This is a genomic window from Desulfocastanea catecholica (assembly GCF_054657295.1).
In genome coordinates this window covers 20,708-33,919 of the sequence record NZ_BAAHYZ010000017.1, presented here as the reverse complement: position 1 = coordinate 33,919, position 13,212 = coordinate 20,708, and the positions used below count along the sequence as shown (strand labels likewise).

Sequence of the window (13,212 nt, the reverse complement as noted above, 5' to 3'; positions counted from 1 at the left end):
TTTTCCATTAGGAACTGCATGGATTCGGTTAAGGTCAATGGGGCAAGGAGGATTCAGCTAGGTGCATTGTGAAGAGTGAGAAAAATGAGCTGCCGGCAAGGCTGCGGGCGGTGCTTGGCTATCATCGTTCGATAGGTATTGGTACCTATCCGCGCAATGGGGATGTGCAGTCATTTCTTCGTTATATGGTGCCGGCGGTCGCCAAAGCAGAACCTGCGCAGCAGAAAGCTGCCATCCGCGTGCAGCCGGTGGCCCGGAAAAATAGTCCTGCGCCGACAAAATCGCCTGTAAATCTTGCCGATATCGCTGCAGAAGTTGCCGCCTGCCATGCCTGTGATCTGCATAAGCAGCGGCTTTATCCGGTTGCCGGACGTGGCGCCGATAAGGTTCGCCTGCTGATTGTCGGTGACTGGCTGGCGGGAGACGCCCAGGGCAGCCTCGCCCCGGGCCATCTTTTTGGCGTTGCCCAGGATGAGATGCTCAGCCGAATGCTTCTGGCTATCAAGCTTTCCGCCGGGGAGGTGTTTCTCACCAATGTGATCAAATGTGCGGTTCCCGGTACCTGCCAGCCCCAGGCAATACATGTACAAAGCTGTGTGTCTTTTTTGCGTCGCCAGATTGTCGCCTTACAGCCCGAGGTGATCTGTACCATGGGCATGGTTGCCGCCCGGGCGGTGCTGGAAAGATCGCAGCCGCTGTCACGGTTGCGGGGACAGTTTCATGACTATGAGGTGGAAAAATACAGAACTATTCCGGTTATTGCCACCTATCACCCCACCTATCTCCTGCAGAACCCGGAAATGAAACAGGCAACCTGGGCTGATCTGCAGTTGCTGGCGAAAAAGATGGGCCTGGTGTGAGGGGCGAGTTTGCCGGATTTTATCAGCTCATCAGAATAAGGCCGCGTCGCCCCAGCTGGCGAAGAAATGCGGTGACGGATATTTCCGCTTCCTGGAGAGACAGGCCGCTTTGCTCGGAGACCTGTCGAATAATCGCCTTGACATCTTTTTCCCCATCGAACATCTGCCAGACCCTGCTTCCCATACCGTCCAGCTGCAGTTTTTTCGTCGGTCGCTGTATCTCGCCCTTGTGAAACCGATTGGCCAGCTGAATGAAAAACGGCTTTATGTTTAAAGGATATTCAATGAGAATATCGCCGTTTTCAAGGGTGACCCACGTGGCCGATGGAGAAATCTGCGGAACACCGGCCAGAGCTTCGGTCCTGGTGAGTCCCTTGACCACAGGCTTCGGTGCTTTTTTGTTACGGAATAATTTCATAGTGTCGGCAAATGTCCTGGATCGTCGTCAGGGGGATGGGGCGATTGGAAGAAAGAATAACGGCAAGGAGGCGGTTGCCCGCGACCTCGTGCCATATTTTCGCCCTGATAAAGGATTTTTCCCGGCGAAGCCGAAGCAGGACCTGTCTGCCGATGGTCGGACTTCTGCACCCTTCGCAGGAGGTGTTATCTTCGCCGGTGACTGTTTCCAGCTCGGCGGTATCGGCAAGAATGAGGAGAATCTCTTTAAGCGACTGCTGGGCAAGACGATTGTCGGCCGGGCCGAGCTTGCACGTTTGCATAAAAAGATCGCCCTTGGTGAAAGACATCCGGGTAAGACCGGCAGCAAAAGTGTAGTCCTGGAGCGTGTAGGAAACCGGAAGAATGAGTGAAAAATCCTGCATGCGCCAGAGGGTTTCCGGAGCATTACGGCACGTAATTGTTGTGAGGCATTCCCGTATTTCAGCAATGGCTCCATCATATACTGCTGTGCCCGCTGCCGGGGCGGGGAGAAAGAGTTGAAAAAGAACGAGAGTGTGGTCATCGGGGCCGAGGAAAATGCCTCCTTCCAGCATGCCGCTCTCCCCCTGATAGAAGGTTGCCAGGCGATAAATATCCCTCACCTGCCGCCAGGCCGGTGGAAAATCATCCTCAGCAATAATGCTGCCCATCCGGGAGGCAAAGTGGCTTGCTCGTTGTTGAAGAGCAGGGAGTTTACTCTGGCCTGGTTTTTCCCACCGGATCTGCAGCTGAGGTTGAAAGTCTTTTTCAAAAACAAGATGGCGTGGTCCGGAGACACGAACCTCCCAGTTGCAAGGAATATACAGCTGCACCCCGTTCCACCCGATGGGCCTGCTTGCCTGTTCAGGCTGTGTCTGCCTGGCGGGAACCATGTTACCTGGGGACGAGGTGTGACCAGTCGGATTTCTTCAGCTCTTCTCTTCGTCGTTCAGTAATATTTTTTTTGCCGTGTTGACACATTTCCATAAAACAGAGCCGCTCTTCGTCCATTTTTGCCGGGTAGGAGAGTTTGACCATATTGCCGATGGTTTCATCGGCATCTTTGGCGTTATACTGCAGTGCCAGACTCACCGGATTTTGATCTTTATCGATAAACTGCCATTTCCATATATGTACGACACCAAAAGAATCGCCGTTCCATGAATCAGGCTCACCAAATTTTTTACGAAATTCCTGTAATAATTTCTGATAAAATCCTTTGCTCTTGTCCTGGTATTTCATATCGATCTTCAGGATCAGATCAATATATTTACATGTCCCGTAGGAGATAACACCCTTTCGGAAACCATGCCAGTCGGTGACCACAACTTCTTTGAGAAAATTTGTCTGGATTATATCCGGATATTCAGCAACGTTGGTGCCAAGTGCTATGCCGGCAATCTCGTGGGGAACGTTCTCCGCCATCGCCATGAAGGGCAGAAGGCAAAATGCCAGGCTAAAAGTGAGTATCCTTTGTCGTGCGGTTTTTAACATTTTCATTGACCTTCTCTGTACATTATCTGTTATCGGTTGTGCTCGTTTCTTTGGTAAGAATATCGGTTCCCCGGCAGAATTGTCAAGATGTCGGCCGCAAAGTGAGGATCTAAGGATCTAATAAGCCATATGCCCCAGGGACTTCATAATAAGGGCAAAACCCATGGCAAACATGCCGCTGAGGCCCATGCCGCAGGAAAAGCCGGCAAGCAGCACCGGGGCATATTGCCGCCACATAGGGCCGTATTTTTTATAGAAAAAATACCTGCCCAGTAAGGCGCCGGCGACCTCGAGAATCATGCCGTGCGGCGTGGATTGGCCGAGCCCGCGTACTACCCCATAAATGAGCAGCACCGGCAGGCCAAAAAGGCTGAGCACCATATACATGAGCAGACCAAAGCCGACCCCGCTGAAAACGGTTGTGCCGTTTAAGGCCTGATAGAACATCGAGTTGCCCTCCAGTGTGGATGTCTGCATGAGCAGGGTATTCAAGGCCTGCAGATGCCACAGTTCCTGGGCAAAAGGATAGCTGGCCGAAGGAATCGGCGCCAGCCGCCAGATGAATTGCGAGAACATCAGGCTGGCGATCATGACGATGGGGAAGACCAGCAGTTCGGCCTTGATGATCCCCCGCAGGGAGGTGCCGGTCAGTTCGATCTGGCGGAACTGCACGGTGGCCTCGCCGTAGTTGTGGATAGGGATGGGGGCGTACCAGATCTCAATACCCTGGTAACCGAAAAAACGGGCGCCGGCAATAAAACTTGCTTCCCGGACCAGGGGAAGGCTGACAAACTGTCCGGCAATACCTTCCATGCGGGCGGTGATATAGGAGATGATCGGGGTATAGATAAAACCGTAGGCAAGAAAGAACACCCAGGGGAAAGACGGTACCAGCCAGACGCACAGCGCCACGTAGGCGAGGGTTGAAAAAAAATAAATGGCAATGGCAATCCAGAAATTGAAATCGCCACGGCCTGCCGGTGGATGAAACAGGTCATGGAGCGTTCCCCTGTTGCCGTCTTTTTCCCGAAAGGAGCGGACCACCGACCAGACACCGATCAGGCCGATGGCCAGGCCCAGGCCGATGCCGAAGCTCATATAAAAATCAAAATTGTTGGCGAATACGGTGTCGACGGTGGCCATGCCCGGATGCCATCGGGTGAGGATACCGGCGGAATAGAGCAGCGGGTTGAGAATGATGGTGATAATCAAGCCGATAAGCCCGCCGATCACCGCCCAGAACGGCAGGACCATGCCGACAAACAGCAGACCGAGATCAAGCTGTAAGCCGGTGGCCACGGCGGGCAGAATATTTTCCGTATAGCCGGTCAGTTCGATCCACGGGATGGGAATGAGCCGTATCTGTTCGGTGAAGATCAGCCCGGAGATGATCGGCAGCACCACATAGATAAAGCCGAAGGCCAGGCCGATAACCCCGCCTATGGAAAACACGCGCCATTTCCAGCTCTCCTTTTTTTCTTCGGCCGATTCCGCCAGGGCCATGGTGCCGAGCGCGGCGACCGGGGCCATGGGAAAGGGCAGTTTTTCGACATCGGAGGTGATGCGGTACAGGGCGTAGCCCAGGCCGAAATGATCGATGCGCTGGATAATCTGTGAGCCGACCAGCAGGAGAATCGGAATCAACCAGTCCCGGTGAAAAAAGGATCGCTCGACCATCGACAGAGAGTCCGGCCCGGGGGCGATCCAGGTCGGAATAAATTCGGTGACCCCGAGCATCCGTGCCGCATCGGACTGTACCAGATACTGGTTCCACAGCAGCCCGGAAAAGGGCGAGGCCAGGGCGGCACCGGCCATATAGTAGAGGAGAAAAATTTCCTGCTGCTTCAGTTCGGAATGGGCCCGTTTGGCAATCTCGGCAAACAGAATAATGGTCACCCAGCGGGCGGCCGGGCCGATGCCCTGGCCGATGACCAGCTGCAGGTACATTGAGCCGGGCATCATTAAAAAGCCGATGAAAATCGCCCCGATAATCGTCTTCCAGTCGAACCCCTCTTCAAAGTGCGTCGGCGTCGGCAGCAGGTCGCGGTATTCTTTCAGTTCTTTATCGTCATACATATTTCACATATCCGTAGGTACTCAATCCGGCAGAACCTGATAACTGACATCGGTAAACAGTCCAACCAGCGCCCAGCCGCCTCCCATGAGAAAATCGCCGATGATCAGACCGATGAAAAAAAACTGCAGTTTCTTGAAAAGAACGATCCCGCCGTAGCGCATACACAGGGCGTTGCAGGTCCAGCCGATAAAAAAACTGACCCAGAGAATACGCATGGCCGAACTGTAGGCGGTGAGGTAGCCGATCGGATGGATGGGCCACCAGTAGAATCGATGATAACAGGTGACCAGTACCAGCATCACCAGCGCTCCGGCCAGAGCAAAGATGAACACCCAGTTGCCGGTGGTGGTAGTCGTGGCGATCAGCCGGTAAATATTTTCATACACCGCGGTCGTCGTCTGACTGGCCCAGTCCAGCTGCAGTTCCCGAATGCCGTACCGGTAACAGAGCGTCATCATGGCGACGATGGAAACGGTCATAGAGGCGACGATGGTCATCGCCAGGCCGGAAAAAAGCAGCATGGCCGGGCTTTTGTTCTGTTGCAGGTGACGACCGTGCAAAAGAGAGGGCATCAGCGATTCACGCAGGTCGACGAAAAGAACCTTCTGGCTTATGCCGGCAAGCAGACCGCTGGCACCGGCAAACAATTTGGCGCCGAAAAGGGCGATCATGCCGTCGGTGGGCGCCGCCGTCAGGGTGAAGTAGGCCAGTCCCCCCTGACAGATGATGCGGGTTGCCACCAGCATGATCATAAAAAAAGCACCCACCACCAGGACCGCGGTGACCGGGGCCATGCCCAGCCAGATATACCACCAGATAATCAAGGCAAAACCGATAATTGCCCCCCAGAAGGAGATGCGTACATCAAACCATTCCGATCTTCCTGACGCCGGCGGTTTGAGAAAAAAAGACTGTTTGCAGACATCGACAAGATGGAGCCTGGCCAGCCAGACGAGAAAGAGAAAAAAGATGCCATAGGCACCGATCATCTGCATTTCTTCCGGGCGGGCCAGGGTCGGACCGAAGGAGACGCCCAGTTCGCTGACCGGAATGGAGTAGCCGAGCAGATTGAGCACGCCGTACAGCAAACTCCCGGCCAGAAAGAAAAACCAGAAAGAAAAGGAGATCTGCCGTGAGGTCAGAAAGGCAAAGCCGATAAAAGCCGGATAGATATAGATCTTCAGTTTCTGAAAACCGGTGAGCAGGCCGCTCTCGGAAAAATAGGGTCCGGCCAGAAATAGCGTTGGAATGGGTGGAATCGTCGGATAATACAGGTTTAACCCATTTATCAGATGGAGGAAAACAGGGATGGACAGTCCGGTGAGGAGAAACCGGTTGAGAAAGAAACTGCCTGTTTCCCCCTCACTGACCGCCTTGCTGATCATTTCCGGGACCTTCAGCAGGGGAAAGTTCATTCGCTCATTATGGATCCATTGTCGGGATAGAATGTTGATAAGAAACAACATAACCAGATAGGAAAGGAGGATAAACGTACCCCAGAGCAACAGGGGCGTGAGCCATGCCGCCCAGGGAATGGCCCCGACCACCTCGAGCCAGCCCATGCTCCGACCACCGGGAAGGCCGTTGTACAGCAGCGTGACGGCTTGCGGATCGGTTGGCGTCAATGCCGGGGGAATGAGAGGATGGAGAATCTCTTCCCAGCGGTTGCCAGGGGTGGCGAAATGAATCGGGGCGGTCAGATTGATAAGAAAGGTTCGGGCAAAGCCGGTGTAGGCGATACCCGAACCGATAACCATCTCTATCCAGACAATCAGCAGCTCCGGGCCGGTCAACAGCAGCGAAGAGCGAAAGATTCTGCTAAGAAGACTGATGACAAGAGCGAGAAGCAGAAAAATAAAAAAGGGCGCAAGAGGGAAATGGCCGCCGCCCAGAGGCGTAGCCCGAAGGTAAATATTGTTATAGGGGGTCAGCAAACAGATGACCACGGCCAGGAGGAGGCCAAGCAGCGGCGCGCGTTTACGGATGGTCCGAGCCGCCTGGTCTGGAGAAGAAGTCTGCATGTTAGATGACCTCCGGAACCAGGCCCTTGTCGGCGAGAACCTTCTGGAAAGAATCTTTTAACTGCTCATGGGCCTCCTGGTCATAGGAGCGCCAGATGAGCAGCTGTTTACGCAGTTCGTGGAGAAAGGAGGTGTTGATGCGCTGCCAGACCCCCGACTCTCCCGACTGTCGGTGCAGGGTAATTTTGATCTCGAGAAAATCCTGCCCCTCTAGGGCTGGGCAGAACTGGATGTCGACCAGCTGCATGATGCCGAAATCAAAGGGGGCAAGCCAGACGTTTGTCCGAAGATGCAGGCAGCGCAGGTCGGTGGGTCTATCCGATTCCGCGACCATTTTATGAATCTCATCTACCGTTGAACAGCTGAAGACTACCTCTACCGGACCGGTGGAAAAAATTCCATGGGAGATATCCCGGTGACTGACCAGATAATTGTGGATAAAGCCGCCGATGCTTTCGTGTTCCCGGAACTTCATCAGGAAGGGCAGGGTGACCTCGATGGTATTGTCAACCGGCGCGGGGAGGGCAAAGGTCCGGTTGACGTCAGGAATGGCAATGCGGGCGGCAACCCTGGCCGGATAGAGTACCGAGATGAGGACGACGACCATGACCAGGACCATGGCGGCAACCCCGGCCATGGAAGAATAGTTGACGGTGATCCCCGCCCACAGCGGCGTGGCCGAAAGAAAAGCGGCGGAAACCTGCGCCACCAGGTAACCGATCACCACTGAAATCACCGCCAGGGCCATTGCCTCGGCGACAAAGAGAAAGCCGACGTGGGAAGGTGCCAGGCCGACCGAGGTGTAGACGGCAATCTCTCCTTTGCGCTCGTAGACGGAACTGATCATGGTGTTCAGGACAATGAGAACGGAGATGAGCAGGGGGATGATGATGTTGGGAACTCCGCTGTAATTCATGGTGTCGCTGATGTTATACAGCCAGACCCCATCCTCTTCTCCGGTAAAAATTGCCAGGCTGAATCGGTCGGTCAAGCGGCCGGCAAGAGTGTTTATCGTGCTGGTATCGGCTGGTTTGACGGCGATGTTTTTCAGCCGGCCGCCGGCTGCCAGCAGTGTCTTTGCCGGGATGATGACCGTCTGGCCCGCCGAAATATGCTGGTATCTGCTCTGGAAGGAACGCAGATCGTCACCGGATTCCAGGGCCTCCATCTCTTCCTCGCTCATTTCCTTGCCCGCCTCTTCGGGGAAGATAACCGGAGTGAGTGGTTCGCCATCGAGGTCGATGGCCTTTTCGAAGGTTTCCGCCGTAAATGTACCGATAACCGTGAACGGCGCACCCCATAACGAAATGTTGCCACCAGTGGCTACGCCCAGCCGGACGGCCATCTGCTCTTCTAAAATAATTGCCGTCTGGTCCTCGGCGGTGAACCATCGACCGCTGGTCAGGAGCTGGTCAAGTCCGGTGACGTAGGCCTCGTTCGGACTCAGGCCGATGAGACCCTGGATGTAAATTTCCGCATCACCCCGCCGTAGCGGGACGCTGACCGGACGGGCCGGGTCCTTGCCTTCAAGCCAGACCCGGGGTGCCGGGCGGCTGACGGACGACATGCTGCTGACAAGGATATCGGTTGCCTGAGGCGGCAGGCTCTGCCGGTTGAGTCGTTTCAGCAGCAGGCCCTGGTAGGGGGCCTCGGTCTGGAACGGGAGTCTGACCTCTTTCCGGCTCGATTTAATGGTTGTGAAGCTCATTATGGTGAAGGTGAGAATAATCAGGGTCGTGCAGGTGAGGATCGTCCGTATCCGCCGTCTTCTCAGGTTGGAGACGCCGAGAAAAAAGGCGGCGACAAAGGCCTTCCAGCGACTGATCTCTTCCGGCCGTTTGTGGCTCGCCCGTCGCTGGAGGAGGATCATCTCATCCTCGAAGCGGAAAAAAATGATCAGGGTCACCATAAAAGAGAGGCCGATGATGAAAAAGGCCAAAATGACCACCATCGGGCTGTAGGCAAGGTTGAAGGCCGGATGCACGTTGTAGATGACGGTGATAAGCAGGACAAGGATCAGAGAAAAACCGATAATCCGTTTATAAATCGTGGCAAAATTGAAGAGAAATCGCTCCATGACGAAGGCAAAGGGGACGAAGAGAGCGATGTAGAAAAGGACGCCGAAAAGGATATCTTTCTGGGTTTTTTCGATCTGCACATAGACCCTGGCGGCAAGAGCAAGGGCTTCCGCGGCCGCTTCACGGGCCACCGAATAGGTGAAATTGTCAAAATTTTCCGTACTTGTCGCCAGGGCCGCCAACCCTTTGTTTTTCAGGCTGTTGATTCGTGCATCATAGATGCCGTGGGTCTCCAGGTTATCAATGCGTGGGACGAGGAGAGTCCAGGCATCCTTTGCCGCGTGATAGATGGTGTTGGGGATCGACGGGTAGTCATCGACCTGGTAACCGAGACCAAGTCGATTCTCTTCAGACCCGTTGGTGAGGATCATCTTGTTGGTGAGTACCGTGTCCGAAAGAGTCAGTTTCAGGCGCGTGCCAGGCTCGGTATATATCGAGGAAATAATCGAGTCCCTGGTGTCGATCCGGCTGTACCAGTAATGCTCCGGGGGTGCGTCACGCCTGCCGTCATAGAGATGGAGTCTGGTCATATAGGTTAGACTGCGCGGTTCAAGCAGGTTGAATAACGTCGTTTCGCGACAGTTGAACATGACCAGATCCGCCTGCATCGATTTGCGCAGCAGCTTCAGGCGGTAATTGTCCTTGCCTGTTTCCTTCTTATCGATGGCCCAGATAACCTTGCCGCTCTCCTCGTCAAATCGATATCCTTCGATAATGAGTTTATCGAGAACATGCTTTTTGTCGGCCAACCCCTTGATCTGGAAATAGCCGGATTGATCGACCATGGCGTAAAATTTATTGCTGCCCTGGTAGGCGAGAATGGTCGTGTCCCGGGCTGGATAATCGGCAAACAGTTCTCCTTGCAATAAAAGATTGGTGCGAACAGTTACCGAGACGAAACCGTCCCGGGGAGAATTGCCGGTGGAGAGTTTTTCGGCCCGACCCAGGCCGAGAACCAGCCGTTCCACCAGCTGGGCCTGGTCGTGCAGATAGGCCCAGTCGATCTGTTCCACTGTGTCGGCGGGGGTCCCCCAGAGCATACGGCCATCGCCCGTCGTCACCAGGCTGAGGCCGAGGTATCCGGCCAGCGCGCTGACCTCTCCACCAAGGTTCGGGTGGTCGAGAAACCAGGAATCCCATGTGCGCAGGATGCTTGGGCGAAGGGTGTCCTGGTAGTGCGCTCGGCCCACAGGTTCCTTGCCGAGATCGTCGAGAATTTCGGCGATGGAGCTGTAGGCGGAGATCCTGTTGATCGTCTGTTTGAGATTGTAGAGCCATCCTTGATGAAAACCTCCCACGCCGTTACCGTGACTGGACAGGTGCAGACTGATAATCGACGCGATATCATAGTCCCGGACAAGCGTACGAAAGGCTGAGGCAGACTGCAGGGCATCGAGGCGCCTTTTGGCGTCGCGGGCGATCCGCTCATTTCCGGCAATGGCCTGCGGCAGGACCTGCCTGAAAAGTTTGGCCTCTTTTGCCGGAAGATCGTGAAAACTCTCCGCCCATCCCAGTCTGCGAAAAACAAGGCGTTCACCGGCAATTTCGGCGGTCAGCCGTTTAGTCTCGGCTGTCTGCTCGGCGAGGCGCAGGCGCATCAGCTCTCTTGATACCTGATCGACGGTTTCATCCAGGCTGTGCTTGATGGCCGCGCCAATCAGGGCATCTCTTTTTTTATCTTCGACCAGTGGAAACTGGAGATTTTGCAGCAGCTCCAGATTAACTGTGGCGCTGTTGATTTCTTTTTGCAGTTGAAGTTTTTGATGACGCAGATCCTTCGACCTGGCGTTGCTGCTCCAGATCATCTCGCGCATTCCCGCCAGGGTCTGCGCCTGCCCGCTGGTGGCGACCAGCAGAACGGAGCGTTGCTGCGGCTGTTTTACCAGAGATTTGGCCAGCTCCAGCAGGGTGGCAAGTGACGAGGCGGCATCCGCCCCGGGAGAGTTGCCGGAGACAAATTCTTCGTTATCAAAAAAGGCCTCGATGATCAGCAGTTCGTCTTTTTGCTGGGCGTCTGTCCCTTCAATAAGGGCGTAGATATTTTTTGCCGGGTACGACTCCCAGACACTGCGTGACTGCAGTTCCACTCTCTCTATAAGCGGGGTCTGCCGATTGACCAGGGGGCCGAAAAACTCGACCGCCTCGTCTCTTTTCATCCAGAAGCAGGGAAACTGCAGCGGGGTAAGTTCCTGTTTTTCCATGTAGAAAACGCGCCCCTTGCTGTCGTCGTCCTGCAGGAAAATGGCCGCTTTTGCCCCCAGGGAAGCCAGCAGCTGCCAGTTCCTGCCGGAATCAAAGTCAATGAGGACAATGCTGCCTTGTACATCTTTGCCATCGAGTTCCTGCAGCTGACCTTTGCCGACATAATAGAGGGGAGCGGAAAGCGTGCCGTCTGTGGCCTGCGGGGTAACGGCATTATTGATAAGGGGAACGAGAGCCAGTGTCTTGTCAGCAAAACTCAGAGTCGCCCCGTGAAAACGGCGGATCGGCAGTTCATAGAGGTGCGATTGCGGATCAAGGCCGAGACCCTGCAGCTTTTCTTCAATAAACGCCGCCGCCTTTTCATAGCCCGGTGATCCGGTTACCCTGCTGCCGTAACTACTGAGGGTTTCGATCGTTTCACGCAGTGCATGTTCGTCCACAGCCGTCCGGGCCGGTGCCGGGACGAAGAGGTGCACCAGCAGAAGGAGGGTGACGCCAAGAATGGAGCAAGCTCTTTTCATTGGGTAAACACAGGGTTCTTGGTTGAGTTTATATATTAAACCGGGCAGTATGGTCGCATCAGTGTTTGGCACTCTCCAGCCCGCCTGTTCGTATATCCAGTTCGTCCCTTTCCTGAATTTTATCTACCTGGCCGTCCCTGATCCACACCACCTGGTCGGAGACATTGAGCATCTTGTAGTCATGGGTCGCGGAAATGACCGTCACGCCGCGCTGCAGGCTCAATTCCTTGAGCAGCCGGATAATATCTTCCCCGGTCGACAGGTCCAGATTTCCCGTCGGCTCATCGGCGAGGATGATCGCCGGGCTGTTGGCCAGGGCCCTGGCAACGGCCACCCGCTGCTGCTGGCCGCCGGACAGCTCCGAGGGGCGATGGGTATGCCGACCGGTCAGCCCGACCTGGTCGAGCAATTCCATGCCCCGCCGTAGCGCCGCGTCATTGGAGACGCCGGCAAAGGTCATGGGAATGGTGATATTTTCCAGAGCGGTCATGACCGGGATCAGGTTGAAGGTCTGGAAGATGTAGCCGATTTTGCGGCAGCGCAGCCAGGCAAGTTCATAGGCGTCAAGCTGGGCGATATCTACCTCGTCGATGAACACCTTGCCGCTGGTCGGTTTATCGAGGCCGCCGATCATATTGAACAGGGTCGATTTGCCGGATCCCGAAGGGCCCATGATGGAGATATATTTTCCTTCTTCGATCTCAAGATCGATGCCTTTCAGGACCTTGACGACGATTTTCCCGAGATCGAAATCCTTGGTGACCCCGGTAACCCGGACTATTTTTTTCTTTTCGGTCATATGGTGTTACATGCCTCTTGGGCAAAGGTTATGCAGCTTGACATGTTATTGCTCGACGCGCATCGCTTCCACCGGCAGCATGCGCGAAGCGATAATTGCCGGATACAAGACCCCGAGCAGGCTCAACCCCGTTCCGGTACAGACGGCATAAAAGATGGTTGCTCCCAGGTCGGTCCACGGCATAACCGTTACTGCAGTCAGGCCAAACCGGAAAATTGCTGCGGTCAAAGCGACCAGGGCGCCCAGCAGAGCGCCAACGACCCCGCCCGCCAATCCCTGCAGGGTCGCCTCGATGACAAATATCCTGACAATGAACCGGTCAAGGGCGCCGAGGCACTTCAGCGTGCCGATTTCACGAAAGCGTTCCGTCACCGACATGAGCTGGGCATTGATTATGCCGACAACGCAGACCAGCAGGGAAAGAAAAACGATCCAGCGCTGCTTGGGCGAGCTGTCGATGCTCGGCGCATCGGGGGACACGTCATAGCCGATTTTACTGAGGATCTGAATAAATGCAGGGTCTTGCGAAGAGAGTAAACCTTCGGTGATGTCGTTTCCGGCCTGGGTGAAGGTGAGAAAGGCTACGGCAAGGACCAGACTGGTGGTCGTCACCAGCGAGCGAAAAAAACGAACCCGGATTGACTGGTAGGCCATCTGGAAGGATTTTGCAAACGGTAGCGCGACAAGACGTCTCATGGCTTCAACCCTGGTGTTCTATTAGCGACGCTTTGAGCAACGGATCT

General features: G+C 54.9%; 9 protein-coding genes. 1 reads left to right on the top strand and 8 read right to left on the bottom strand.

Translation table 11 applies throughout. The annotated features are described in order from the left end of the window. The first annotated feature begins 68 nt into the window (after window positions 1-68). On the top strand, window positions 69-860 hold the full coding sequence (locus ACYQ8U_RS15390) for a uracil-DNA glycosylase (RefSeq protein ID WP_459946442.1): 792 nt from the start codon (window positions 69-71) through the stop codon (window positions 858-860). A gap of 22 nt (window positions 861-882) precedes the next feature. Here ACYQ8U_RS15390 and ACYQ8U_RS15385 read toward each other — a convergent pair whose 3' ends face one another. The 8 genes from ACYQ8U_RS15385 to ACYQ8U_RS15350 form a co-directional block, all read right to left on the bottom strand. Continuing rightward, window positions 883-1,278, bottom strand: coding sequence for a PqqD family protein (locus ACYQ8U_RS15385; protein ID WP_459946441.1), 396 nt, complete (start codon window positions 1,276-1,278; stop codon window positions 883-885). Beyond that, complete coding sequence (locus tag ACYQ8U_RS15380; protein ID WP_459946440.1) at window positions 1,262-2,170, bottom strand: hypothetical protein; 909 nt, start codon at window positions 2,168-2,170, stop codon at window positions 1,262-1,264. Before ACYQ8U_RS15380 ends, ACYQ8U_RS15385 begins: the two co-directional genes overlap by 17 nt. A 1-nt stretch (window position 2,171) precedes the next feature. After that, a complete protein-coding gene (locus tag ACYQ8U_RS15375) occupies window positions 2,172-2,777 on the bottom strand; it encodes a hypothetical protein (RefSeq protein ID WP_459946439.1) in 606 nt (201 codons plus the stop codon). A gap of 111 nt (window positions 2,778-2,888) precedes the next feature. Then, window positions 2,889-4,847, bottom strand: coding sequence for a peptide transporter (locus tag ACYQ8U_RS15370; protein ID WP_459946438.1), 1,959 nt, complete (start codon window positions 4,845-4,847; stop codon window positions 2,889-2,891). 21 nt (window positions 4,848-4,868) lie between these two features. Beyond that, a complete protein-coding gene (locus tag ACYQ8U_RS15365; protein ID WP_459946437.1) occupies window positions 4,869-6,869 on the bottom strand; it encodes a DUF6785 family protein in 2,001 nt (666 codons plus the stop codon). A gap of 1 nt (window position 6,870) precedes the next feature. Continuing rightward, window positions 6,871-11,670: an FtsX-like permease family protein gene (locus ACYQ8U_RS15360; protein WP_459946436.1), complete on the bottom strand. Its 4,800-nt coding sequence runs from the start codon at window positions 11,668-11,670 to the stop codon at window positions 6,871-6,873. Window positions 11,671-11,728: 58 nt separating this feature from the next. Beyond that, window positions 11,729-12,469 carry an ABC transporter ATP-binding protein gene (locus ACYQ8U_RS15355; protein ID WP_459946435.1) on the bottom strand — a complete coding sequence of 247 codons (741 nt, stop codon included), beginning with the start codon at window positions 12,467-12,469 and terminating at the stop codon, window positions 11,729-11,731. A 45-nt stretch (window positions 12,470-12,514) separates the two neighbouring features. Beyond that, the gene (locus tag ACYQ8U_RS15350) at window positions 12,515-13,165 is read right to left on the bottom strand and encodes an ABC transporter permease (RefSeq protein WP_459946434.1); all 651 of its coding nucleotides are present in this window, start codon (window positions 13,163-13,165) and stop codon (window positions 12,515-12,517) included. Window positions 13,166-13,212 lie beyond the last annotated feature (47 nt).